This window comes from Hymenobacter nivis (assembly GCF_006439025.1).
GTDB lineage: Bacteria > Bacteroidota > Bacteroidia > Cytophagales > Hymenobacteraceae > Hymenobacter > Hymenobacter nivis_A.
Map to the genome: position 1 here is coordinate 148,050 of NZ_RCYZ01000005.1, position 24,232 is coordinate 172,281.

Consider the following 24,232-nt stretch of genomic DNA (forward strand, 5'->3'; position numbering starts at 1 on the left):
TTATCATTGCGCCCATGACTTACTCCGTTGATTTGAACTGCGACATGGGCGAGAGCTTCGGGGCCTGGACCTTGGGGCAGGACGCGGCCGTGCTGCCGTTTGTGACGTCGGCCAACATTGCCTGCGGCTTCCACGCCGGCGACCCGGGCGTGATGCGGCAAACCGTGCGCGCCGCGTTGGCGCACGGCGTGGCCCTGGGGGTGCACCCGGGGCTGCCCGACTTGGTAGGCTTCGGGCGGCGCGACATGGCCATTTCGCCCGAAGAAGCCTTCGACATGGTGGTGTACCAGCTGGGGGCCCTGGGGGCCGTGGCGCGGGCCGAGGGCGGGCGGCTGCACCACCTCAAGCCCCACGGGGCCCTCTACAACATGGCCGCCACCAACGCCGCCCTGGCCCAGGCCATTGCCGAAGCCGTGCACCGGGTGCAGCCCGAGCTGGTGCTCTACGGCCTGGCGGGCAGTGAATTAACCAAAGCCGGCGAGCAGCTGGGGCTGCGCACCGCCCACGAAGTATTCGCCGACCGCACCTACCAGGCCAACGGCACCCTCACCCCGCGCCGCCAGCCCGACGCAATGGTGACCGACGCCGACACTGCCCTGGCCCAGGTGCTGCGCATGGTGCGCGAGGGCCGGGTGCGCAGCCAGCAGGGCCCCGACGTGGCCATCCGGGCCGATACGGTGTGCTTGCACGGCGACGGGCCCCACGCCCTGGCGTTTGCCCAGCGGCTGCACGGGGCCCTGGGCGAGGCGGGCGTACGCCTGGCGGCCGATTTCAGCGGCGCGCGCTGATGGCGGCGGGCAAGCGGTGGTTCGGCGGGGCCAGCCTGGGGGCGGCGTTTCTGATGGCCAACTCGTCCATCGGGCCGGGGTTTCTGACGCAGACAACGGTGTTCACTCAGCAGCTGCTCACCAGCTTCGGGTTCGTGATTCTGGTGTCGGTGGTGCTGGATGTGGGGGCCCAGCTCAATACCTGGCGCATTCTCACCGTCAGCGAGTTGCGGGCCCAAGACCTGGCCAACCGGCTGCTACCGGGGCTGGGCTACTTCCTGGCGGCGATGGTGATTTTGGGCGGCTTTGCCTTCAACATCGGCAACATTGCCGGCTGCGGCCTGGGCCTGAACGTGCTCACGGGCATGAGCTTCGAGCACGGGGCCCTGGTGAGCTGCGCGGTGGCCCTCACGCTGTTTTGGGTGCAGGAAATTGGCAAAATGCTCGACGGCTTCACCAAGATTCTGGGCACGGTGAAGATTTTACTGACCTTGGGCATTGCCTTTAGCGCGCACCCGCCGCTGCTGCAGGCGCTGCACCACACGGTGCTGCCGGCCCAGCTCAGCGCGGCGGCCATCGTCACCATCGTGGGCGGCACGGTGGGCGGCTACATCACGTTCTCGGGGGCCCACCGGCTGCTCGACGCGGGCATCAAGGGGCCCGGGCAGCAGGATGTGGTCACGCGCAGCGCCGTCAGCGGCATCGTCATTTCCACCGTCATGCGGTTCGTGCTGTTTTTGGCCATCGTGGGCGTGCTCAGCCACGGGGCGGTGCTCGACAAGGACAACCCCGCGGCGGGCGTGTTCCGCTCGGCGGCCGGCGAGGCGGGCTTCCGCATTTTCGGCATCATTTTGTGGAGCGCGGCCATCTCGTCGGTGGTGGGCGCGGCCTACACGTCGGTGTCGTTTTTCAAGACGTTCCACCCCGTTTTTGCCCGCCACGAGCGGGCCTGCATTTCGGTGTTCATCGTCCTCTCAACCGGCATATTTGTATCAGTCGGCAAGCCCGCTCAACTGCTGGTATTTGCCGGGGCCGTGAACGGGCTAATTCTGCCCATTGCGCTGGGCATTGTGCTGGTGGCCGCCACCAGCCGCCGCCTCATGGGCGCCTACCGCCACCCCCGCTGGATGCTGGCCGCCGGCTGGGCCGTAGTAGCCATCATGGGGGCCCTGAGCGTGCCCGTGCTGGTGGCGCAAGTGGGGGCCCTGCTGCGGTAGCCGGCGCCGAAACGCCCCGCAAAAAGCCCCGTCGCAAGTGCTTGCGGCGGGGCTTTCAAACGGAATGGAAACGACTAAAAACTAGTCTTTCGGCTTCACTTTCATTTTGTTGCGCTTGCCTTTCACTTTGGCATCCTTGGGCACCACAATGGCGTTGGGGTCCGTGGTGGTCGACTCTACCGTGGTGGTCGTGGTGCTCGGCGCAGGAGCCGCGGCGGGGTCCGGGGTCATGGCCGGAGCGGGCGTGGGCGTGGTCGTCTGCTGGGTCGTGGTGGTGGTGGTTTGGGCGCTGGCCGAGTAGCTACCGGCGACGCACAACAGGGCGAGGAGAATGAGTTGCTTTTTCAAGGGAATGAAGGATTTGGTGAACGAACCCGCACCAACCGAGTGCGGGGTTTGAGCTGCCTTAAACGGCAATGGTCAAAAAAGTATTGCCTTTTGCTCACTTTTTTTTCACAAACCGTCCTTCTTTTCTCTCAGCCGAGGCCCCAGCGGCGCGGCGGCAGCGCAAAACCAGGGGCCCCGAATTACAGAAAAAAGCACCCCTTTTGGCGGCCCAAAAAGCAAGCCGTAGCGGGGCCCTAGCCGGCGCTCCGCTACGGCTGAGCTGCTCCAAACGCATTGTTTGGGCCCTGCCCGGGGCCCTACTCGAACTGCAGCCGCTGGTTGAAAAAGGGCAGCAACTTTTGGTAGAGGCGGCCGTCGCGGCCCATCACGTGGTTGCCGTGGTTGCCTTCGTAAGATTCGGCCGAATGTGGCACCCCGTAGGCCGCAAGTTGGGTGCTGAGCATGCGGCACGCCACCGGAATGTGCCGGAACTGGTCCTGCTCGCCCCAGTCGAAGGCCAGGCCGCGGAGCTGGCGCAGGCTGGCCAGGTGCGTCGGCACCAGTGCGAACGGCGAGGCGGCGCCCCACTGGGCCAGCACCGCGTCGCGGTGGGCCAGGCTGTCGGCCCCGGCCGCCCACGGCAGCGCCGCCCCAAACGCGCCCCGGCCGGGCGTGGGCGAATACGCGCGGGCCTGGCCCACGAGGCGCACGGCGGTGAAGTCGTTGCCCAGCGCGGCCCGCGACGCGGACCGGCCGGCCACCGCCTGGCCCGCGGGCGCAGCCATCCACTCGGCGTGGGGCGCGGCGAAGGCGGGGCTGAGGGCGTAGGCGGCGGCGTAGGTGCCCGGGTACTGCATGGCCAGCCGCAGCGTGCCGTTGCCGCCCATGGAGTGCCCGGCCAGGCCCCGGCTCGCGGGCCGGGCCAGGGTGCGGAAGCGCTGGTCCACGAAGGCCACCAGCTCGCGGGCCGTGAAGTCGGCCCAGGGCCCGTTGGTGGCCGAGTTGGCGTAGAAGCTGCCCTGGAACAGGGTTTGCTCGTTGGGCGCCACCACGATGAGCGGGCGGATTTGCCCGGCGGCAATGGCCTGGTCGAGCAGCGCGGCCAGGCCGTCGGCGTGCATCACCAGGCTGTCGTTCCAGGCGAAGCCGTGCAGGTAGTACAGCACCGGGTAGCGGCGCGCGGCGCGCTCGTCGTAGCCCGGGGGCAGGTACACGCTCACGCGGCGGCGCGGGTTTTCGCCGCCGGGGTTGCCGCGCAGCAGCTTCGAGTCGAGGTAGGTCGTCACCACCCGGCCCGCCGCGGCCTGCGCCCGGGCCCCCAGGCTGCAGGCCAGCAGCACCAGCGCCAGCAAGCCGCCCCGGCCAAGGCGCCGGGCACACTTTATAAGAGAATCCATCGGCAGCGCAAAAAAATAGGGCGGCCGAAGTGCTTCAGCCGCCCGGTGTTAACGAAGGGTTTTTAGTCCACCACGAACGTCATCATCGAGTGGGGCAGGCTGGTGGTGGGGGCAGCCTGGCCGTTCATCCACAGCTGGAAGTCTTGCTTTTTATCGCTGCTATTCATCACCACCACGGCTAGCTTGCCGTCGGGGTTGCGGAAGGCGGTGGTTTGCAGCCAGTCGCGGTTCGAGGAGCTGGTGACGCGCTTGGCGCCGGGCCGCACGAACTTCGAGAAGTGGCCGATGTAGTAGTAGGCGTTGGTGTAGATGAGCTTGCCGGCCTTGGTGTCGGCAATGACGGGGGCGAAGCAGAAGTTGCCCACGTGGTTGGGGCCCCCGGTTTCGTCGAGCAGCACGTTCCAGTCCGTCCAGCCCACGGTGCCGGCGTTGAAGTCGCCAATCATCGAGGCGCCGTAGCGCTCGCCCAGGGCCCAGTCGTTCACGCGGTCAAAGCCGAAGCTTTCCACGCAGCCCTCGGTGAAGATCAGGTTGGTGTTCGGGAAGGCCTCCTTCACGCGGCGCTCGTTGTCGAAGAGCATGGCGCTGGTGGTCCAGGTTTCGTACCAGTGGTAGCCGATGCCCCACACGTACTTGGCGGCGGCGGGGTCGTCGAGCACGGTGCTGGCGCGCTGAAACAGCAGGTCGCGGTTGTGGTCCCAGGCGATGAGCTTTTTGCCGCCCAGGCCGCCCTTGGCCAGCGTGGGCCCCAGGAAGTTCTTGATGAAGTCGCGCTCCTCCTCGGCCGTGTACAGGCACGATTCCCACTTCTGGGTGGCCATGGCCTCGTTCTGCACCGACAGGCCCCACACCGGAATACCCTGACGCTCATACTCCTTAATGAACTTGACATAGTGGTTGGCCCAGGCCTGGCGGAACTGGGGCAGCAGCTTGCCGCCGTGCAGCAGGTCGTGGTTGGTTTTCATCCAGGCCGGCGGCGTCCAGGGGCTCACGAACGTGGTGAGCTTGCCGCCCGCCGCGGCCTGGGCCTGCTTGATGAACGGGATGCGGAACTGCTCGTCGTGCTTCACGCTGAAGGTTTTCAGGGCTTCATCATTGTCGGCCACGTAGGTGTAGCTGCCGCTCGAAAAGTCGCAGCTGCCGATGTGGGTGCGCGCCAGCGTGTAGCCGATGCCATCGGTGGGGCTGTAGTAGGCCTTCATAAACTCCTGCTGCTGGGGCTTGGGCAGCTTAAAGAAGGTTTCGGCCGAGGCATCGGTGAGGGCCCCGCCGATGCCGAGCAGCGTTTGGAAGCTGTGGTTGGGGTCCACGAACACGCACACCTGGGTTTCGAGCGGCTGCCCGGCGGGCTGGAACGCCAGCGGCGCCGCGGCGGCCGTCAGGCGCAAGTCGGTGCCCTGGGCGGTGGTGAAGGCGCGCGCCTTCCGGCCGGCGGCCGAGTACGGCGCGCCCGGGGCCCCGGCTTTCGGCGCCGATTGGGCCGCGGCATCAGCCGTGCCCAGCGCCGCCAGCAGCAGCGCGGGGAGCAGCTTGGATAAAGAATGGGTCATGAACGCAAACAGAACGCAGTAATTAAGGAAGATGAAAAGCTGATTATCAGAGCCGGAAGGCCTGGGTGGGAAAGGCCGCGTCTTCGTAGGGCGCGGGCAGCGGCCGGGCGCGGCTCACCGAATCGAACACCATGGACTGGCGCTGGGCCGGGCGGTAGGCGGGCCACGCCGCCCCCGGCGTGCCGGTGGCGATGAAGGCCACCCAGCGCTGGTGCATTTGGGCGGCCAGGGCGCGGGCGGTGGCGCTTTTGGCCGCCACGGGGCCCAGCGCGTTCCAGGCGTAGCCCAGCTCCTGGGCGTGCGCCGGGCCGGCCCCCCCGGGCGTTTGGTAATCGAAGCGGTAGAGCCAGGTGGGCTGACCAGCGTTAGCCAGGGCCCCGGCCAGCCGGTAGGTGGCCAGGCGGTAGAGGTAGTCGGTGTTGTTGCGCAGCCAGGGCTGGTCGGCGGGCGCAGCGGCGCGGCGGCGCTCGTAGGCCTGCCACACCTGCGTACCGTTGGCGCCGAAGAGCGTGGTGAGCACCTCGGCATTCGGTTCTTTCAGCGTCGGCCAGAAGCCCATGAACAGGGCCGCCTCGTCGCGGTTGGTGCCCACCAGGGCTCTGAGCGGGGCGTGGCCGGGCCGGGTGAGGTAGATCAGCGGCGCCTCAGGAATGGTAGCGCCATCCAGCACGGGACCGAAGAGTTGCAGGCCCGCGGGGCCCGCCGCAATCTTCTCCTGGGCCCGGATAATGTCGGCCGTGGGTAGCGTCAGGAGCTGGGCGGCTTGGTCGGGGCGCAGGCCCAGGGCCCCCAGCAGGCGCAGGGCCACGGCGGCGGCCGTGGTGGTGTCGCGCACGGCTTGCACCCCGCCGCTTTCCAGCACCACTTGCTGGAACAGGCCCCGGGCGGCCGGCGTGGCCATCACGGCCCCCACCAGCTTGGCCCCCGCCGATTCGCCCATGACGGTGACGCGCCCCGCATCGCCGCCGAAGGCCGCGATGTTATAGTGCACCCAGCGCAGGGCCGCCACCGCGTCGAGCACGCCGGCGTTGCCCGATTGCCGGTAGGCGGGCCCCAGCCACTGGCTCAGCTGCAAGAAGCCCAGGCTGCCGAGCCGGTAGTTGATGCTGACCGCCACGATGCTGTCGCGCCGGGCAAAATTACCACCGTCAAAGTCGCTGCCGGCGCCGCCCGTGAAGGCGCCGCCGTGCACCCACACCACCACCGGCTTGGCCCGCCGCGCCCGCACCGAGGGCGTCCACACGTTCAGGGTCAGGCAATTGTCTTCACCCTGGGGCCCCGCGGTGCCGCCCTGCGGGGCCCGGGGTCCAAAGGCCGTGGCCGGACGCACATCAGCCCACGGCGCCAGCGGCCGGGGTGGCAAAAACCGCCCCGCGCCCACCGGCGCCGCCGCGTAGGCCACGCCTTTAAATACCACCAGGCCATCGGCCGCGCGGGTGCCTTGCAGGCGGCCGGCGCGGGTTTGGCACACGGGCCCGGGGCCCGTCGCGGCGGGCTGGGCCCGGGCCGCGAGCGGAGTAAGCAGTGGCCAGCAGGCCAGCAAAGCGCAAGTTTTTAACCACCGAAGCATAAGAGGAACAATTGGTTGAGCCGCAAAGTAGGCTCGTATGCCGTAGTGCGGACTTTGTAGTCCACGTCGCCGCCCGGTAATCGGCAGGACGAAGCGAGCGCCGCGGACTACAAAGTCCGCGCTACGGTTATTGCTTGCTGATTTTGAGTTCGGAGCTGAAGGTGGCGCCGGACAAGCGCACCAGGTACAGGCCGGTGCGCAGGGCCGAGAGGTCCACGGTGTTTTGCTCGCCGGTGTTGCCGAAGGTGCGGGCCAGCACCTGGCGGCCGGTCAGGTCCACCACGCTCAGGGTGTGGGCCTGGCCGCCCACCGGCAGCTGGTAGGTGAGGGCGTTCAGCACGGGGTTGGGGTAGTAGCTGCCGGGCGCGGCGGGTGCGGGGGCCCCGCTGGCCTGGCTGCCGCGCTGGGCCGCGCCCTGGTCGCTGAAATACCAGCGCTGGTTGTTGCCGCCGCCGTAGGCCCACTGCTGCACGGCGGCGCCGTCGGCGGTGGAATTGTCCTGCACGTCCAGGGCCTTGCCGCTGAACTTGTTGAGGATGCGGTAGGTGCCGTCGCCGTTGCTGAGAATCTGCCAGTACTGGCTGTCCTGGCTCAGCCAGTCGTACTGGTTGATCAGGGCCCCGTCGGCGGTGGAGAGGCCGGCCACGTCGAGCGACTTGTTGCTGTTCAGGTTCACGAGGCGCACGTAGCCGGCGCCCGCGTCCACGAGCTTGAACTTCTGGTTGGCCGCGCTCACCCAGTTCCACTGCTGCACGCGGGCGCCGTTGGCCTGCGAGCTGGCCGACACCTCCAGGGCCTTACCGCCGTTTTTGGAGCTGATTTCGTAGATGCGGCCCAGCGGGGGCCCCGCGTAGCCGGTGCTACCGCCGCCGGTGGTGCCGTTGTAGTTGCCGCCGCCGGGGTAGTTCACGATGCCGTTCTGGTTGGGCGACACAGCGCCTACGGTGCTGTTGGGCACGCAGTTGGCAAACTGGATATTGGTCAGCACCTGGTTCAGGCCGCTGAGGCCGTCCACGATGTAGGGCGGGTTCACGCGCACGAAGGCGGCAATGTTCTGGCTATCGAAGCGCTTGTACGTCCAGTGGCACCAGCCGATGCCCACCGAGTTCAGGGCCTTGGCCGCGTCGCGCATCCAGGCGTCGGAGTTTTCGCCGGTTTCGCCCACCCAAATCGGCACGTCGTTGTCGATGCGGAACTGCTTCATCGTGCCGATGAAGCGCAGGCTGTTGGGCCCCCCGCCGGTCGAGTTCACGCCGTTGTCCAGCTCGTAGCCCGTGCCGCTGTAGCGGTGCGAGTTGTACACCAGGTTGGCCGTGTTGGTGAAGGTGCGCTTCTCCATGTAGTTGTAGTCGTTGCCGAAGCCGTTGCCTTCCAGCAGCAGCAAGTGGTTGTCGCCCTGGGCGCGCACCGCGCTGATGAGCCGCTGGAGCAGGTCGTGCAGCTGCGGGTTGGTGGGCACCGGGGCCCCATCCTTCTGGTTGGGCTCGTTGATGAGGTCGTACATGGCCACGCGGGCGTCGCTCTTGTAGCGCCGCGCAATGGTTTCCCACAGCCGCACCGTAATGTCCTGGTACACCGGGCGCGTCCACAGGTCGTAGCCCTGGATGGCGTCGGCAATGTTGAAGTCGTTGCCCTGGGCCCCGGGGGCGGCGTGCAGGTCCAGCACCACGTATATGTTGTTGGCGGCGCACCAGCTCAGCACGTTGTCAATCATGCGGTAGGCCTCCATGTTGTTGGGGTCCACAAACAGCTGGTTGCCGTTGTACCAGCTCGTAAGCGAGCTGACGTACGACGTGTACGGGGTGGTGCCGCGCAGCACCGCGTTGCGCACCGCCCGCTGGCTGGGCGTCAGAAACAGGTCGTAGTGCAGCGGCAGGCGCACGCAGTTGAAGCCCTGGCGGGCAATGTAGTCGATGTCGGCCTTGGTAATGAAGTTGTTGCGGTAGTTCTGGTAGAAGGTTTCCACCGCCGCGTCGCTCATGCCGGCGTTGTAGAGCGTTTTCTTCACCGTGCCCTGCGTCTGCTTGCCGTTGATGCCCGCCCAGTTGGGCTTGATGATGTAGCCCTCCTGCACGGCCCAGCCGCCCAGGTTCATGCCGTTCAGGAGCACTTCCTGGTTGCTGGCGTTCAGGATTTTGGGCCCCGTGGCGTGCAAAAAGCTCTGGGCCGCGGCCCGGTGGGCCAGGCCCCCGAAGGCCAAGAGCAGCGCCAACAGGCCCTGCGCGAACGAACGAAAAACAGTAGCGGTACGCATAAGTGGGTGGGATTTGGGAAAGGGAGTGGACGAAAACCCGGCAGCAACTCCCCGCCCCCGCCGCCGGGCAAACCGGCGGGGGCGGGCAACGCATCGGGGGCCCCAGGGGCCCAAAAACTACGCGGGTACTTGGAGTAGGGTAATGTACCACCAAGCTGCGCTTGGGCCTTGCCCTGGGCGCCCCAGGACCGCGCAGGCCAGGGCCCGGCGGGGCCACCGCAGCTTGGCGGCACACGGCGCTACCAGACGTAAGTCGCCACGGCGCCGCCGGCCAGCGAGGTGGCCAGCACCTTGCCTTTGTACTGGATGTTGAAGGCTTGCAGGGCGCTGCCGGTATTCAGCACGATGAGGGCGCGCTTGCCGTTGGGCGTTTTGAAGGCCACGTTCTGCAGGTTGCCGGGGACGTTGGTGTCCACGCGCACCGAGCCGGGGCGCACGAATTTGCTGGCGTGGGCGATGATGTAGTACGAAGGGTTGCGCACGAGCGCGGCGCCGCCCACCGTCACGGCCGGCAGGCAGGTGCTGCAGCCGCCGTTGGTGTGGGGCCCGTTGAAGGCGTCGGCGGCCAGGTTCCACTCCAGCACGTTGCGGCTCCAGTTGCGGGTGGCCCCGATGACGAGGTTGTTCACGGCCCAGGCCAGGTCGGCGGGGAAGTTGCCGGGCGCGTTCACGTACTGCTCGGTGAAGTAGATATTCTTGGCCGGAAAGGCGTTGTGCACCGTGCTCAGGGCGTCAATCGTGCCGCCGTAGAGGTGAAACGCCGAGCCGTCCACGTAGGGCCGGGCCCCGGCGTCGTTCAGCACCGCGATGGGGTAGTCGGGCCGGTCGGCATTGTGGTCGTAGCAGATGATTTTGGTACTCAGGCCCGCCGCGGCGAAGGCCGGACCCACGCTGTTCTTGATGAACGCGGCCTGCTCGGCGGCCTGCATCACCATGCTCGGGTTGTTGTAGGGGTTCAGCGGCTCGTTTTGCAGCGTCACCGCGTCGATGGCGATGCCCTGGGCCTGCATGGCCTGCACGTACTTCACGAAGTACTTGGCGTAGGCGTCGTAGTACTCGGGCTTGAGGCTGCCGTTGATGGGGCTGTTGTTGTCCTTCATCCACGAGGGCGCCGTCCAGGGCGAGCCCATGATTTTGATGGCCGGGTTGATGGCCAGAATCTCCTTCAGCACCGGCACCAAGTCGGTTTGGTCGGGCCCCAGGCTAAACTTATCCATGTTCACGTCGGTCTGCCCGCCGGGCAAATCGTCGTAGGTAAACACCTGGCTGCTCAGGTCCGAGGCGCCGATACTCACGCGCAAGTAGCTCACGCCCAACCACGTGCTGTCGGTGGCAAACAGCTCCTTCAGCAGCGCCGCCCGCGCCGGGGCCCCCAGTTGGTGGATGAGCTGGGCGCTGCCCCCGGTGAGGGTGTAGCCGAAGCCGTCGATGCCCTGGTAGGTTTTGGTGGTGTCCACGGCAATCACCGGGTCGAAGTTGCCGGCCACCGGGGCCCCAAAGTTCAGCGGCAGCCGCACCCGCTGGAACAGGGCCGACTTGTCGGGCGTCGTCAGCCACAGGGCCACCTGCGAGGCCACGGCCGGCGTGGTGGTGGGCGGCGTGGGGGTGGGCGCCGGCGCGGGCGCGTCGTCGCCCTTTTTCTGGCACCCAGCCGCGAGCAGCAGCACCAGGCCACCGGCCAGCAAGGGGGTTTTAAACAGCTGAAACATACAGGGTAGCGGGAAGGAGAAGGATGAAAAAGCGCCGGGGGCCTACCACACGTAGGTGCCCACCGCGCCGGGCGCCAGCGTGGCGGCCAGCACGCGGCCCTGGCTGCGCACGGCGAAGGCCTGGGGCCCCGCGTTTTCGTTCAGCACCACCAGCACAGTGCGGCCGGCGGGCGTTTTGAAGGCCACGTTGGGCAGGCCCGCGGGCAGCGTGGAGGCAATGCGCACCGAGCCGGGGCGCACAAACTTGCTGGCGTGGGCCGTGATGTAGTAGGCCGGGTTGCGGGTCACGGCGTCGCCGGGGGCAAGCGTGATGGCGCCCAGGCACTCGGTGCAGCCGCCGGGCGTGTGCGGGTTTTGCTGCGGGTCGGCGGCCAGGTTCCACTCCAGCACGGTGCGGCACCAGTTGCGCGTGGCCCCGATGGTGAGCTGCTTGGTGTGCCAAGCCAGGTCCTTGGGCAGGTTGCCGGGGGCCCCCACCCACTCCTCGGTGAAGTACAGGTTCTTATTGGGGTACTTGGCGTGCACCTGCTCCAGGGCCCCAATCTCGCCCCGGTAGAGGTGAAATGCGGAGCCGTCCACATAGGGCCGGGCTGTGGCGTCATCGAGCACGGTGATGGGGTAGTCGGGCCGGTCGGCGTTGTGGTCGTAGCAGATGATTTTGGTGTCGAGCTTGGCCGCTTTGAAGGCCGGGCCCAGGGCCTTGCCGATGAACACGGCCTGGTCGGCGGCTTCCATCAGCAGGCTGGGGTTGTTGCCCGGGTGCAGCGGCTCATTCTGCACGGTCACTGCGTCGAGGCGAATGCCGTGGGCCTTCATGCCCTGGATGTACTTGACGAAGTAGCGGGCGTAAGCGTCGTAAAACTCGGGCTTGAGGCTGCCGCCCTTCGAGTTGCCGTTGGTTTTCATCCAGGTCGGCGGGCTCCAGGGCGAGCCCATCAGCTTGATGTTGGGGCTGATGGCCAGGATTTCCTTCAGCACCGGAATCAGGTCTTTCTCATCCGGCGCCAGGCTGAACTTGGCCAGCGTGGGGTCGGTTTCGCCGGCCGGCAGGTCGTCGTAGCTGAACACCTGGGCGTCCAAATCCGACGCGCCAATGCTCAAACGCAGGTAGCTCACGCCGATGCCGTTGCCCGCGGTGCCGAACAGCTCTTGCAGCAGCTTGGCCCGGGCCGGGGCGCTCATGGCGCGCAGCAGCTGGGCGCTGCCGCCCGTCAGGCAATACCCGAATCCGTCGATGCCCTGAAATTTCTGGGCCGCGTCCACCTCAATCACCGGGGCCCCGGCCGGGGCTTTGGCGCCCGCCGCCCCAAACGCCAGGGCCCCCGCCTGCCGCTGAAACAGGGCCGTGCGGTCGGGGGTGGTCAGCCACAGCTCGGCCTTGGGGCCGGCGGGCGCGGGGCGCGGGGCCGGTGCGGCCGCCGCCAGCCCCAGGGCCCCCAGCAATACTTTAGAAACAAACGGAACGGCGAAGCGCATCGGAAAGGGAAGTTTAGGAAGGACCAAAAAGCAAACGAGCGGGACCCACCGGGCCCCGCTCGTGGCAGTAACAAGGCTAGTACCCGGGGTTTTGTTGCACCTGGGGGTTGGTGTTCAACTCACTCTGGGGCAGCGGGAAGAGCAGGTAGTTCACGTCGCGGGCGCCGCTGCGCTGCTGGGCAATCAGGTCCAGGGCGTTCACGGCGTGGGTGGCCGAGCCGTCGGCGGCGGTGTGGCGGGCGTAGCGCAGCAGGTCCCACCACCGCTCGCCCTCGAAGGCCAGCTCCAGGCGGCGCTGCAAGTCAATCTCGTTGCGCAGGGCCTGCTTGCTGGCGGCCTGCGGCGAGGCGGTCGTCAGGGCGGCCAGGCCGGCGCGCTGGCGCACCAGGTTCAGCTTGGCCAGGGCATCGGCGGTGGGGCCGTTCTGTTCGTTGGCGGCTTCGGCGTAGGCCAGCAGCACTTCGGCAAAGCGAATCACGTAGGTGTTGTCCACGGAGTTGAAGCCGTTGCCGATGCTGGTCCACTTGTACACGAAGGGGCCCCGGTCGTTGCTGTTGGCGCCCTTGCCGTCGATGTAGCTCACGTGGTCGCGGCCCACGCGCTGGTTGTTGCTGCTGATGATGCCGTTGAAGGCCCAGCGCTTGTCGTTCACGGTATCGGCGGCGCCGATCAGGTTAGCCGTCGGAATGTTGAATTTCGGGAACGAGTAGGTGGCCAGCGGCGAGGGCAGCACCAGGTCGGGCAGCAGGTTGCCGCCGTCGGCCGTGCCGGCGTACTGAATTTCGAAGAGCGACTCGGCGCCCTTGTTCTCGGCCGGGTACAGGCTCTTGGGCGTGGCGTTGAGCTGCACGCCGGCGGCAATCACCAGCTGGGCGGCCGCCTGGGCCGCGGCCCAGTTGCGCTGCGTGAGCTGCACGCGGGCCAGAATGCCGTTGGCGGCGTTGCGGGTGGCGCGGTTGGGGTTGGTGGCGGGCATGCGGGCGGCGGCGGCGGTGAGGTCGGCCACCACTTGGGCGTACACGTCGGCGGCCGAGGCGCGGGCCAGGTTCACCACCTCCGGGGCCCCCGACTCGGTGGGCTGGAGGCGCAGCGGCACGCCGCCGTAAGCCCGCACCAGGTTGAAGTAGCACAGGCCGCGCACGAAGCGCGCCTCGCCCACAATCTGGCCGCGGCGGGTGGTGTCCATCGTCACGGTGGGCACGTACTTCAGCACGATGTTGGCCCGGTTGATGCCCTGGTAGGCCTGCTGGTACACGTTGCCCACCTGGCTGGTGGTGGGCACCCAGATGATTTTGTCCATCGCGGCCACGTCGCCGTTGGTGCTCGTGCAGTTGTCGGAGGGCATCTCGCCCATCACGTTCAGGTCCTGGCCGTAGGCCCCGGCGCCTTGCAGGGCGTCGTACACGGCGGTGAGGCTGGCTTCGGCGTCGTCGGAAGTCTTAAAGAAGTTTTCGGGCGTGATGCTCGGCAGCGGTTCTTTTTGCAAGAAGTCGCAGCCGCTGAGCAGTGCTAGCGCGCAAAGGGGAAGGAATATCTTTTTCATGGGGATAGTAAATCGAGCGGCTTAGAAAGTGGCGTTCAGGCCCACGGTGTAGGTGCGCGACTGCGGGTACACGCCGAAGTCGCGGCCCAGGCCCGTCGAGGAGAAGGGGTCGGCGCTCACCTCGGGGTCGTAGCCCAGGTAGTTCGTCCAGGTAATCAGGTTCTGGCCGGTGGCGTACACGCGCAGGCTCTTGATGGCGGCGCGCTGGCTGAGGGTAACCGGCACGTTGTAGGCCAGCGTCACGTTTTTGAGGCGCACGTAGCTGCCGTCCTCCACGAAGCGGCTGGAGAAGCGGTTGTTGCCGTTCGGGTCGTTGCGCACGGGGCGCGGAATGTCGGTGTTGGTGTTGGTGGGCGTCCAGTGGTTCAGCACGCGGGTGCTCTGGTTCAGCGGGTCGGCCTGGCCCTCAATGGTTTGGCGGTTGGCGTTGTAGATGTCGTTGCCGAAGCTGCCCTGGAAGAACACGCTCAGCTCCAAGCCCTTGTAGGTGAAGTTGTTGGTCACGCCGGCAAACGCCTTGGGGTTGGGGTTGCCAATCACGGCGCGGTCCTGGTCGTTGATGACGCCGTCGCCGTTCAGGTCGCGGAACTGGATGTCGCCGGCCTTGCCCTTGGCGCCGTTCTGGGTGGCGGCGGCCGCCCCGGCGGCGTCGGTCTGGAAGATGCCCTGCACCTCGTAGCCGTAGAATGAGCCCAGCGGGCTGCCTACCTGCGTGATGCTGTAGCCGCCGATGATGCTGCGGTTCACCACCACGCCGGCGTCGTTGGCCTGGGTGCCCAGGTCGAGCAGCTTGTTGCGGTTGCCGCTGATGTTGAAGTTCGTGGTCCAGCCGAAGCCGTTGCCCTTGGCCTCCACGTTGGTGGTCACGAGGCCAATTTCAATGCCCTTGTTCTCCATCGTGCCCACGTTCTGGATCACGCTGAGCGTGCCCACGCCCGTGCTCACCGGAATCGGCACGTTGGTCAACAAGTTGTTGGTGTGCTTGTTGTAGATGTCAAACGTGAACAGCAACCGGTCGCTGAGCAGGCCCAGGTCGAGGCCGGCGTTGTACTGGTTGGTAGTTTCCCAGCTCACGTTGTTGCCGATGTCGCTCTGGGTGATGCCGCCCAGGATGGTCGAGCCCGCGCCCTGGTAGTTCGAGCCCACGGCGTAGCGCGAGAAGCGCTGGTAGGCGTAAATCTCCTGGTTGCCGTTCGAGCCGAAGCTGGCCCGCACCTTCAGGTTCGACACGGCGGGCACCTGCGGGAAGAACGATTCCTTCGACACGCGCCAGCCCAGGCTCACGGCCGGGAAGTAGCCGAAGCGGTTTTGCTCGCTGAAGCGGCTGCTGCCGTCGGCGCGCAAGCTCACCTGGGCCAGGTACTTGCCTTCGTAGTCGTAGTTGGCGCGGCCAAAGAAGCTCAGCAGCGACCACTGCTCCTGGTAGCTGCCGGGGATGCCCGAGGCAATGGCGCCGGCGCTCACGTAGGGCACAGCGTTGGAGGCGAAGCCCTGGCTGCCGCCGCCCGAGGTGAAGCGGTCGGAGGACTGCATCGACTGGCCGGCCAGCAGCGTGAGGTGGTGCTTGTCGCCGGCGATGGTGGGCACGTAGGTCAGCGTGTTCTCGAAGAGCCAGATGGCCTGCTGGTTGCTGGCGGTGCGGGCCGAGCCGCGCGTCGAGGGGTCCGAGTTCGACGTGCCCGGGTAGTTGCGGGTCGTGAACTGGTTTTCGAGCTGGGTGCGGAAATCGATGCCGCCCGAGGTGCGCAGCGTCAGGTTTTTCAGGATGTCCAGCTCGCCGTACACGTTGCCGATGACCTGGTAAACGGTGGCTTTGTTGGTGCTTTCCAGCAAGTTGCCCACCGGGTTGTCGAACGACTGGAACGGGTTGATGCCGTAGGTGCCGTCGGCGTTGCGCACCGGGATGGTCGGGATTTGGGCCAGGGCCCCCAGCACCGTGCCCGAGTTGCCGATGCCCTGCTCCGAGCGCGTGCTCCCGTTGGTGAAGGTGCGGCTCAGGTTCAGGTTGGTGCCGACGCGGAAGCGGTTGCTGACGTGCTGGTCGAGGTTGATTTTGAAGTTGTAGCGGTCGAAGCCCGAGTTCAAGCTGATGCCGTCCTGCTTGAAGTAGCCGCCGGCCACGTAGTAGCGGGTTTTCTCGGTGCCGCCGCTCACGTTCAGCTGGTAGCTCTGCAGGTTGGCGGGGCGGTAAATCTCGTCCTGCCAGTCGGTGCTGGTCGTGGGCAGGGCCCCGGTGAAGCCCGGCGCCAGGCCCGCGTTGGTCTGAATCTCGTTGAACTCGGTGGCGAACTGGCTGGCGTTGAGCACGTCGAGCTTCTTGCGCAGCTTCTGCTGGCCATAGTACACGCTCAAGCCCACCTGGGCCTGGCCCACCTTGCCGTGCTTGGTGGTGATGACGACCACGCCGTTGGCCGCGCGCAGGCCGTAGATGGCCGCCGCCGCGCCGTCCTTCAGCACGTCGATGCTCTCGATGTCGTTCGGGTTCAGAGTGTTAAGCGGGTTGAGGCGCTGGTTGCCCGAGGTAATCTCCTGGTCGTAGCTCGGCAGGATGGGCACGCCGTCAATCACGTACAGCGGCGAGCCGTTCAGGCTAATGGAGGCGTTGCCCCGCACCCGCACGTTGATGCCCGCCCCGGGGGCCCCCGACGGGGCCGTGACCTGCACGCCGGGCGCCTGGCCCTGCAAAGCTTGGTCGAAGCCGGCCACCGGCTGGCGGGCCAGCGCCGCCGCGCCCACCGAGGCCACCGAAGTGGTCACCTCCTGGCGGTTCTGGGTGCCGTAGCCTACCACCACTACTTCGTTCAGGGCCTGCTGGTCTTCCGCCAGGCTGATGGTGAAAGTGGTGGTGCTGCCCACCGGCACTTCCTGGCGCACAAAGCCTACCGAGCTGAATACCAGCGTGGCGCTGGCGTCGGGCACGCTCAAGGAGAAGGTGCCGTCGGCGGCGGTGGAGGTGCCGTTGGTGGTGCCCTTCACGAGCACCGTTACGCCGGGCAGGCCGCTGCCGTCGGGGCCCGTTACGCGGCCGGTCACCGGCACGGCGGCCGGCGATACGATTGCGCTAGGGGCCCCCGCGGCGGCCACGGGGCGGGCCAGGGCCACGTTGGTAAGAAGGAGGCTGCTCAGCGCCGGGGTCAGCAGCTTGCCGGTCAGCGGCCACAGGCCGCGCGGCGATTGTAAGGGTGAGGACATGGTAAAGGGAACAGGTGGGCGTGAATGGAAAAAGAAAGCGGCGCGCCCGCGGCGGCACCGGTGGGGCCCCGGCCAGCGGCCGGGGGCAGGGTTCATCAGGCGGTGGCGAGGGCTGGCGCGGCCCACAGCCGGGGCCACCACGCGGCCGGGGGCCCCGTGGGCCAGTGGGCCAGCAAGTGGGCCAGCAAAACGTCGCTGCTGCCAATGGTTTCCGTGGCCGCCGGCAGGGCCCCGGTGCTGGCAAAGAATTGGTTATCGGCCCAGAGCGTGGCGCCGGCGGCACCTTTCGTCAGGCACACAGCTTGGAGGTGGAAGTGGGCGGCCAGGTAGGGCAGCGCGGTGGCTTCGGTGGCGGGCTGGCCCAGCCAGGCCATTATTTCGGCCAGCTCGACCTGGTTCAGCTTCACGAAGTCGGCCTGTTGGAGCAGGTATTTCACCACCGCGCGGGTGTAGTGCGGGGGCCGCAGGTTCACGTCGAACACCTTGAAGGCGGCGTGCTGGAGCAGGCGGTACAGGGTTTCGCGGGTGGCGGCGGTGCGGGCGGCCAGCGAGCCATACACCAGCATGGGGGCCCCGGCCACCGCCGCCCGCAGCTCCTCGCCGAAGCGGATGTAGTCCCAGGCCACGGGCTGCACCACCTTGTAGGTAGTGGGGTGGCCGGGCTGCACGTTGGCCTTCACCACGCCCGTGAGGTGGGTGGGGCTGTGCTGCACCAGGCTGCGGTCGAGGCCCTCGGCGTCCATGGCGGCCAGCAGTTCGGTGCCCAGTTCGTCGCGGCCCACGCGGCTCGCCAGCCGCACGGGCCGGCCCAGCCGGTGCAGGTGCACCGCCACCAGGTAGGGCGCGCCGCCGGGCTGGCGGCCGGCCGGCAGCACATCCCAGAGGCTTTCGCCGAAGCAAATGATGGGGGTAAACGATTGCGTCACGGGGCGGAGTTTCAACAAATGTCCGGGGCCCCACCCGGGGGCCCTTGCTCATTTATTGCACGCGCCGTTCACCGCACGAAATACTACGCAACCGATTGATTAACAATCAGGCCCGCCTTCAAAAAAATCGGACTTTGTTGAGCTTCGTTTTCACTTTTGTAACGTCGCTTTTGATTTTGGGACTGACTGGAAAAGTCATTTCTCTGGGTTATGCAGCGCGCAGCGAAGCATCTCTCCCGCAGCAGTAATTATTTACTCAGCGGGGGAGATGCTTCGCTGCGCGCTGCATGACGTTCTAGGGGTTACGCCCAGCCAATCCCACGGCTCAGCGGGCCGGGCTGCTGTGGCGCACCCGGAACTCGGAGGGCGAGAGCTGGTAGCGCGCCTTGAAGCTGGTGGAGAAGTACGACGGCGACGAGAAGCCCAGCTCGTAGGCCACTTCGGCCACGGTGAGGGCGTCGTCGAGCAGTAGCTCGCGGGCCTTGGTGAGGCGCAGACTCTGGATGAAATCCGTCACGCCCGTGCCCAGCACCGCCTTCACTTTGCGGTAGAGCTGCATGCGCGAGATGCCCAGGCTGCGGGCCACGTCCTCCACGCTCAGGTCGGTCTTGGTGAGGTTGGCCTCCACGATGGCCGTGAGGTCGGCCAGGAACGTTTGGTCGGGGCCGGTGGGGGCCCCGGGGGCCGCGTCCACGGCTAGCTCGCGCCGGTAGTGGGCGCGCTGGCGGGCGCGGTTGGCCAGCAGCGTGCGCACGCTCTCCAGCAAAAAGGTGGGGTTGAAGGGCTTGGTGAGGTAGAGGTCGGCGCCGGCCTGCACGCCTTCCACCTGCTGCTCGGCGGCGTGGCGGGCCGTGAGCAGCACCACTGGCACGTGGCTCGTGCGCCAGTCGGCCTTTAGCTGGGCCACCACTTCCAGGCCGCTCAGCCCGGGCATCATCACGTCGCACACCACCAGGTCGGGGATTAGGTCGGTAGCCAGCCGGAAGCCGGTGTGGCCGTCGGTGGCCGTTTCCACGCGGAAGGCGGTGCGCAGCTTGCGGGCCAAAAAGTCGTTCACCTCGGGGTTGTCCTCAATAACGAGCACCAAGGTTTCGCTGGCGGCCTCGGCGGCGGGCGCGTCCAGCGCCAGGGGCCCCGCTTCGGGCAGCGGCTCGGGCTCGTCGAGGGCAAACGTGCTGGGCTCGACGGGCCCCGTGGCGCGCAGGGCCGCGGGCAGCTCGCGCGGCAGCGCCACCACAAACGTGCTGCCCTGGCCGGGCTGGCTGCTGAAGGTGAGCTGCCCCAAGTGCAGCCGCACCAGCCCCTGCGCCAGGGCCAGCCCCATGCCCGAGCCCTTGGCCACGGCGCCCGCGTCGCCCTGGTAAAACCACTCAAAAATGTGGGCTTGGTCTTGGTCGCTGATGCCGTGGCCGGTATCGGCCACGCTCACGCGCAGGCTTTGGCCGTCGGCGGCCGCTTGCAGGCTGACGGTGATTTGGCCGTGGTCGGGCGTGAATTTCAGCGCGTTGGACAGCAGGTTGAAGAATACTTTATCGAGAATATTGCCGTCGAACCAGCCCGTCAGCACCGGCTCGGCGGCCACCAGCCGCAGGCGGATGTCGCGCAGCCGGGCCGGCTTCTCAAAGGCATCCAGGATTTCGCGCACGAAGGCCACCAGGTCGCCCTCGCTGGCGCGCACCGCCATCTTGCCCACCTCAATCTTGCGGAAATCGAGCAGCTGGTTCACCAGCTGCAGCAGGCGCTGGGTGTTGCGGCGCACCAGGCCTAGGTCGTGGCGCTGGGCGGTAGACAGGTCGGGGCTGCTGCTGAGCAGCTCCTCCACGGGGCCCAAAATGAGGGTGAGCGGCGTGCGCAGTTCGTGCGAGAAGTTGGTGAAAAAGCGCAGCTTGGCCTCGGTGTCGGCGCGGGCCTGCTCGCCCAGGGCCGCCAGCTGGTTGCGCTGGTGCAGGATTTCCTCGTTCTGCCGCACCAGCTGCCGGTTGATGGCGTCGTTCTCGGCGTTCTGCTCGGCCAGGCGCCGATTGATTTGGCGGTTGCGGCGGGCCGACTGCACCGCCAGGGCCCCCAGCACCAGGGCCCCCAGCAGGCTGGCCAGCAAGCCGTACAGAATGGTTTGCTGGCTGCTGTAGGTGGCGCGCAGGCGTTGCAACAGGCTTTGCTGGCGCAGAATGTCGGTCTGCTGGCTATTCATCTTCTCGGTTTGCTGGCGCATGGTCAGCACGTTGGTCGAGTCGATGACGAGCGTACCCAGCGTGTTTTCGCGCCGGAAGGGCTGTTTTTCAAGAATTTTCAGCGCCGTGCGCATGGCTTCCTCGCCGCCCGGCGCGTACAGCACGGAGGCCGTGAGCACGCCGCGCTGCACAAAGTCGATGCCCTCGCCCGGGCCGGCCAGGCCATCTACCCCAATGATTTTCACGCGGTTGGCAATACCCAGCTGCTGGCACACCTCGCGGGCCCCGCGGCCCATGGCGTCGTTGTGGGCGTACACCAGGCCCACGCCGGGGTGCTGGCGCAGCAGCGCCGTCAGGGCCGGGCGCAGGGCCAGGTCCTTCCAGTCGCCGGTGACCTGGCCCACCAAGTGCAGGCCAGGGTGAGCCCCCAGCTCGCGCACGAAGCCCTGGTGGCGCTCGGTGGTGGCCGACGAGCCGGGGCCCCCGAGCACTTCCACCACGTCGCCCCGCTCGTGCAGCAGCCGCGCCGCGTAGCGGGCCGCGGTTTGGCCCACCTCCAGGTTGTTGCCGCCCACGTAGGCCGTGTAGCGCGGCGAGGCCGTGCGGCGGTCGAGCAGCACCACGGGCACGTCGCGGGCCACGGCTTCCTCCACGGCCGGCGTCACGGGCGCCGACTCGTAGGGCGACACGATGAGCAAATCGATGCCGCCGTCGAGCAGCTCCCGGATTTGCTGGCGCTGCACTGCGCTGTTGTCGTTGGCGTTCAGCATTTTCAGCGCCACCTCGGGGTGGAAGCTCAGCTCGCGCTCCATGCCCGCCAGCATGGCCTGGCGCCAGGGCCCGTTGGTGCTGCACTGCGCAAAGCCGATGCGGTACGCCGGCGCCGCCGGCGCCCCGCACCCCGCCAGCAAGGCCGCGCCCAGCGCCGCCTGCCCCATCCATCGCCCCGCCTTACGCCACCCATTTCCCATAGTACCCAGTGCCTAGCCGCCCCCTTTGTTTCAAAGATACAGGGCGATTGATTTAGGGCCCCCGCGCCGGCCGCTGCCGCCCGGTGCCGCCGTTAGGGCCCCGGCGCTGCGCAAATTTTACCCCAAACTGCGCAAATCTCACCCCAAAGTAACGGGGAAATGCCGCGCGGCGGCCAGCGGCCGGAAAACGGCCGGCCGCCGTAAATTTGCTACCTGTTTGGCTTTTGCCCCCTCCCACCCGTATGCCGCGCAAAAAAGTCTTGTTTCTGATTGGCTCGCCCAATCAGACCACGCAAATGCACCAAATTGCCGAGCTGCTGCGCGACGAGTTCGACCCGTACTTCAGCCAGCTGTACTACGACGGCTGGCAGCGCCCCTTCTACGAGTTCCTCATCTGGTCGAACGTGCTGAAGGGCACCATCGTCACGGGCAACATCAAGGCCAAGGCCGACCGCTACCTGGCCGCCCACGGCCTGCCCAACGACTTCGAGGCGCGCGTGTTTCGGCACGACTACGACCTGATTGTGTGCTGCTCCGACATGATCGTGCCCTGGAACCTGCTGGCCAAAACCAAGTCCGTGTTCGTGCAGGAGGGCATGACGGACCCGCTCAACCTCTGGGCCCGGTTCGTGAAGCGCTTCACCCGCTACCCCGTGCTCACCATCAGCACGGCCCTGAACGGGATGAACAACTGCTGCGACGTGTACTGCGTGGCTTCGGAAGGCTACGCCGAGCACTTCCGGCGGATCGGGGTGGACGCGGGCAAAGTGGTCATCACCGGCATCCCGAACTTCGACAACATAGAGAAGCTGCGCCACAACAACTTCCCGCACCGCGGCTACGTGCTGGTGGCCACCACCGACATGCGCGAAACCTACCGGCTCGACAACCGCCGCAAGTTCATCCGCGAGGCCACGCGCATCGCCGCCGGCCGGCCCATGTTTTTCAAGTTTCACCCCAACGAAAACATGGCCCGCGCCACCGCCGAGGTGCAGCGCTGGGCCCCCGCCGGCACCCGCATCTTCACCGAGGGCAACACCGACGAGATGATTGCCAACTGCGCCGAGCTCATCACCCAGTACAGCACCGTGGCCTTTGTGGGCCTGGCGCTGGGCATTCCGGTGCACTCCTACTTTGATGTGGAAGACCTGAAGCGCAAGCTGCCCTGGCAAAACCACGGCACCTCGGCCCGCCGCATCGCCGACGTGTGCCGCCGCTTCGCCGGCTTTGCGGGCAGCGGCCCGGCGTTTTTGAAACAATACCAGCCCGAAGCGTTTGCCACGCCCGCCGCTGGGGCCCCGGCGGCGTCCGCCCCGGCTGTGCAGCAGGCCCAATCCGCCCACTCGTGAACATCCTCACCGTCGTCCAAGCCCGCCGCGGCTCCTCGCGCCTCCCCGATAAAGTCAGCCTGCCACTGGCCGGCCAGCCCTTGCTCGTGCGCATGGTGCAGCGCGTGCAGCTGGCCCGGCTAGCCGGCCAAATCGTGGTAGCCACCACCACCGACGCGGCCGACGACGCCTTGGTTGAAATGTGCGAAGCGCACGGCCTCAACGTGTTCCGCGGCTCGCCCACCGACTTGCTCGACCGCCACTACCAGGCGGCGCTGGCCTTCGGCCCGGTGGACGCGGTGGTAAAAATCCCGTCCGACTGCCCGCTCATCGACCCCGCCGTGATTGACCGCGTGCTGGGCTACTATATAGATACGGCCGGGCAGTACGACTTCGTGAGCAACCTGCACCCCGCCACCTACCCCGACGGCAACGACGTGGAGGTGATGCCGCTGGGGGCCCTGGCCACGGCCTGGCGCGAGGCCCAGCGCCCGCTCGAGCGCGAGCACACCACGCCCTTCTTTTGGGAAAACCCCGGCCGCTTCCGCCTCGCCAACGTGGCTTGGGAAACGGGGCTCGACTACTCGATGTCGCACCGCCTCACCATCGACTACCGCGAAGATTATGAATTCATTAAAGCAGTGTTTGAGGCGCTTTATCCGGCCAATCCGGCCTTCGGTCTGGATGACATTCTCGCTTTATTAAAACAAAGGCCGGACATTTACGCCCTCAACGCCAGCCTGGCCGGCGTGAACTGGTACCGCAACCATTTGGACGAGCTTAAAACCGTAGCCGCCGACCAAACCAAGTCAATTTAGTTGTCAGTTGCTCGTTGCCAGTTGTCAGCCCGTTTGGAGGCCCTTCTGACAAAAACCAGCAAAAACTGACAACTGACAACGAATAACTGACAACCCCGATGACCTCCGAAAAACAAGACGAACTGAAAGCCCTGGCCCTGCGCGTGCGCGAGCACATCGTGCGCCTGAGCACCGACGGCGGCTGCTTCACCGGCGCCTCGCTGAGTTGCGCCGACCTGCTGGTGTACCTCTACGCCGACTTCCTGAACATCAGCCCCGCCACGGTAAACGCGCCCGATCGCGACTTCCTGTTCCTGAGCAAAGGCCACGACGTGCCGGCCCTCTACGGCACCTTCGCCGAGCTGGGCTTTATGCCCAAAGAGCGCCTGGCCAACCACTTGAAGTCGAACGACAGCATTTACTGGCACCCCAACCGCTCGGTGCCGGGCGTCGAGTTTCACTCGGGCTCGCTGGGGCACTTGCCCTCCGTGGGCCTGGGCGTGGCGCTCGACAACCGGCTGCGGGGCCTGAAAAACCGCACCATCGTCATCACCGGCGACGGCGAACTGAACGAGGGCTCTGTCTGGGAAACCGTGCTGGTGGCCGCCGCCCACAAGCTCAGCAACTTCACACTGGTCGTGGACCGCAACCACTTCCAGGCCAACGTGGCCACCGAAGACCTGATACCGCTGGAGCCCCTGGGGCCCAAGTTCGAAGCCTTCGGCTGGGCCGTGCAGCGCATCGACGGCCACGACTTCGCCCAGCTCGAAGCCGCCTTTGGGGCCCTACCCTTTTCCGATACCAAGCCCTCAGTCATCATCTGCGACACGGTGCGCGGCCGCGGCCTGCCCAGCATCGAGGCCCGCGCCGACCGCTGGTTCTGCAACTTCTCGTCGGACGAGGTAGTGGAGCTGCTCAAGGAGCTGCACAGCCAAGAGGCCACCACCCTCACCAGCGAAACGCTGACGGTGCGCTAACGGTCGTTCCGCGCAACGCGAAGAAACTGCGTTGCGCGGGATAGCCACGGGGCCCTAAAA

Annotated in this window: 16 protein-coding genes; 5 read left to right on the forward strand and 11 right to left on the reverse strand. The window is 66.9% G+C overall.

Annotated features, from left to right (window positions below):
* Positions 1–14: 14 nt before the first annotated feature.
* Both EAH73_RS13125 and EAH73_RS13130 read left to right on the forward strand, forming a co-directional pair.
* On the forward strand, positions 15–788 hold the full coding sequence (locus EAH73_RS13125; protein ID WP_140467245.1) for a LamB/YcsF family protein: 774 nt from the start codon (positions 15–17) through the stop codon (positions 786–788).
* Between the two features lie 53 nt (positions 789–841).
* Positions 842–1,984 carry an NRAMP family divalent metal transporter gene (locus EAH73_RS13130; RefSeq protein ID WP_240047240.1) on the forward strand — a complete coding sequence of 381 codons (1,143 nt, stop codon included), beginning with the start codon at positions 842–844 and terminating at the stop codon, positions 1,982–1,984.
* An 81-nt stretch (positions 1,985–2,065) separates the two neighbouring features.
* Here the strand turns inward: EAH73_RS13130 and EAH73_RS13135 are convergent, their stop codons facing one another.
* From EAH73_RS13135 to EAH73_RS13185, 11 genes are all read right to left on the reverse strand, one after another.
* A complete protein-coding gene (locus EAH73_RS13135) occupies positions 2,066–2,332 on the reverse strand; it encodes a hypothetical protein (protein ID WP_140467249.1) in 267 nt (88 codons plus the stop codon).
* Positions 2,333–2,628: 296 nt separating this feature from the next.
* Entirely contained in the window at positions 2,629–3,708 is a 1,080-nt protein-coding gene (locus tag EAH73_RS13140) for an alpha/beta hydrolase (protein ID WP_140467251.1), read from the reverse strand.
* A 62-nt stretch (positions 3,709–3,770) separates the two neighbouring features.
* Positions 3,771–5,258 (reverse strand): glycoside hydrolase family 30 protein, encoded by a 1,488-nt coding sequence (locus EAH73_RS13145; RefSeq protein WP_140467253.1) that lies wholly within the window; start codon positions 5,256–5,258, stop codon positions 3,771–3,773.
* Between the two features lie 46 nt (positions 5,259–5,304).
* On the reverse strand, positions 5,305–6,828 hold the full coding sequence (locus EAH73_RS13150; protein WP_140467255.1) for a carboxylesterase/lipase family protein: 1,524 nt from the start codon (positions 6,826–6,828) through the stop codon (positions 5,305–5,307).
* 127 nt (positions 6,829–6,955) lie between these two features.
* Positions 6,956–9,082: an RICIN domain-containing protein gene (locus EAH73_RS13155; RefSeq protein WP_140467257.1), complete on the reverse strand. Its 2,127-nt coding sequence runs from the start codon at positions 9,080–9,082 to the stop codon at positions 6,956–6,958.
* Between the two features lie 239 nt (positions 9,083–9,321).
* On the reverse strand, positions 9,322–10,791 hold the full coding sequence (locus EAH73_RS13160; protein WP_140467259.1) for a glycoside hydrolase family 30 protein: 1,470 nt from the start codon (positions 10,789–10,791) through the stop codon (positions 9,322–9,324).
* 42 nt (positions 10,792–10,833) lie between these two features.
* A complete protein-coding gene (locus EAH73_RS13165) occupies positions 10,834–12,267 on the reverse strand; it encodes a glycoside hydrolase family 30 protein (protein WP_140467261.1) in 1,434 nt (477 codons plus the stop codon).
* 76 nt (positions 12,268–12,343) lie between these two features.
* Positions 12,344–13,810, reverse strand: a complete 1,467-nt coding sequence (locus tag EAH73_RS13170; RefSeq protein ID WP_140467263.1) for a RagB/SusD family nutrient uptake outer membrane protein — start codon at positions 13,808–13,810, stop codon at positions 12,344–12,346.
* A 21-nt stretch (positions 13,811–13,831) separates the two neighbouring features.
* Positions 13,832–17,002 carry a SusC/RagA family TonB-linked outer membrane protein gene (locus EAH73_RS13175; protein WP_161599545.1) on the reverse strand — a complete coding sequence of 1,057 codons (3,171 nt, stop codon included), beginning with the start codon at positions 17,000–17,002 and terminating at the stop codon, positions 13,832–13,834.
* Between the two features lie 95 nt (positions 17,003–17,097).
* A complete protein-coding gene (locus tag EAH73_RS13180) occupies positions 17,098–17,928 on the reverse strand; it encodes a PfkB family carbohydrate kinase (RefSeq protein WP_240047241.1) in 831 nt (276 codons plus the stop codon).
* Between the two features lie 325 nt (positions 17,929–18,253).
* Positions 18,254–21,037 carry a substrate-binding domain-containing protein gene (locus EAH73_RS13185; protein WP_161599546.1) on the reverse strand — a complete coding sequence of 928 codons (2,784 nt, stop codon included), beginning with the start codon at positions 21,035–21,037 and terminating at the stop codon, positions 18,254–18,256.
* 275 nt (positions 21,038–21,312) lie between these two features.
* Between EAH73_RS13185 and EAH73_RS13190 the strand changes: the two genes are divergently transcribed.
* From EAH73_RS13190 to EAH73_RS13200, 3 genes are all read left to right on the forward strand, one after another.
* Positions 21,313–22,419 carry a UDP-N-acetyl glucosamine 2-epimerase gene (locus EAH73_RS13190; protein ID WP_140467269.1) on the forward strand — a complete coding sequence of 369 codons (1,107 nt, stop codon included), beginning with the start codon at positions 21,313–21,315 and terminating at the stop codon, positions 22,417–22,419.
* On the forward strand, positions 22,416–23,216 hold the full coding sequence (locus tag EAH73_RS13195; protein ID WP_140467271.1) for a cytidylyltransferase domain-containing protein: 801 nt from the start codon (positions 22,416–22,418) through the stop codon (positions 23,214–23,216). The genes EAH73_RS13190 and EAH73_RS13195 overlap by 4 nt, the downstream gene beginning before the upstream one ends.
* Before the next feature lie 98 nt (positions 23,217–23,314).
* Complete coding sequence (locus EAH73_RS13200) at positions 23,315–24,172, forward strand: transketolase (protein WP_140467273.1); 858 nt, start codon at positions 23,315–23,317, stop codon at positions 24,170–24,172.
* Positions 24,173–24,232: the final 60 nt, after the last annotated feature.

Excerpts from the sequence above, each read along its gene's own strand:
- EAH73_RS13125 (WP_140467245.1), top strand. The coding sequence starts at position 15 with ATGACTTACTCCGTTGATTTGAACTGCGACATGGGCGAGAGCTTCGGG.
- EAH73_RS13155 (WP_140467257.1), bottom strand. The coding sequence starts at position 9,082 with ATGCGTACCGCTACTGTTTTTCGTTCGTTCGCGCAGGGCCTGTTGGCG.
- EAH73_RS13170 (WP_140467263.1), bottom strand. The coding sequence starts at position 13,810 with ATGAAAAAGATATTCCTTCCCCTTTGCGCGCTAGCACTGCTCAGCGGC.
- EAH73_RS13175 (WP_161599545.1), bottom strand. The coding sequence starts at position 17,002 with ATGTCCTCACCCTTACAATCGCCGCGCGGCCTGTGGCCGCTGACCGGC.
- EAH73_RS13200 (WP_140467273.1), top strand. The coding sequence starts at position 23,315 with ATGACCTCCGAAAAACAAGACGAACTGAAAGCCCTGGCCCTGCGCGTG.
- EAH73_RS13190 (WP_140467269.1), top strand. The coding sequence starts at position 21,313 with ATGCCGCGCAAAAAAGTCTTGTTTCTGATTGGCTCGCCCAATCAGACC.
- EAH73_RS13145 (WP_140467253.1), bottom strand. The coding sequence starts at position 5,258 with ATGACCCATTCTTTATCCAAGCTGCTCCCCGCGCTGCTGCTGGCGGCG.
- EAH73_RS13165 (WP_140467261.1), bottom strand. The coding sequence starts at position 12,267 with ATGCGCTTCGCCGTTCCGTTTGTTTCTAAAGTATTGCTGGGGGCCCTG.
- EAH73_RS13150 (WP_140467255.1), bottom strand. The coding sequence starts at position 6,828 with ATGCTTCGGTGGTTAAAAACTTGCGCTTTGCTGGCCTGCTGGCCACTG.
- EAH73_RS13160 (WP_140467259.1), bottom strand. The coding sequence starts at position 10,791 with ATGTTTCAGCTGTTTAAAACCCCCTTGCTGGCCGGTGGCCTGGTGCTG.
- EAH73_RS13185 (WP_161599546.1), bottom strand. The coding sequence starts at position 21,037 with ATGGGGCAGGCGGCGCTGGGCGCGGCCTTGCTGGCGGGGTGCGGGGCG.
- EAH73_RS13140 (WP_140467251.1), bottom strand. The coding sequence starts at position 3,708 with ATGGATTCTCTTATAAAGTGTGCCCGGCGCCTTGGCCGGGGCGGCTTG.
- EAH73_RS13130 (WP_240047240.1), top strand. The coding sequence starts at position 842 with ATGGCCAACTCGTCCATCGGGCCGGGGTTTCTGACGCAGACAACGGTG.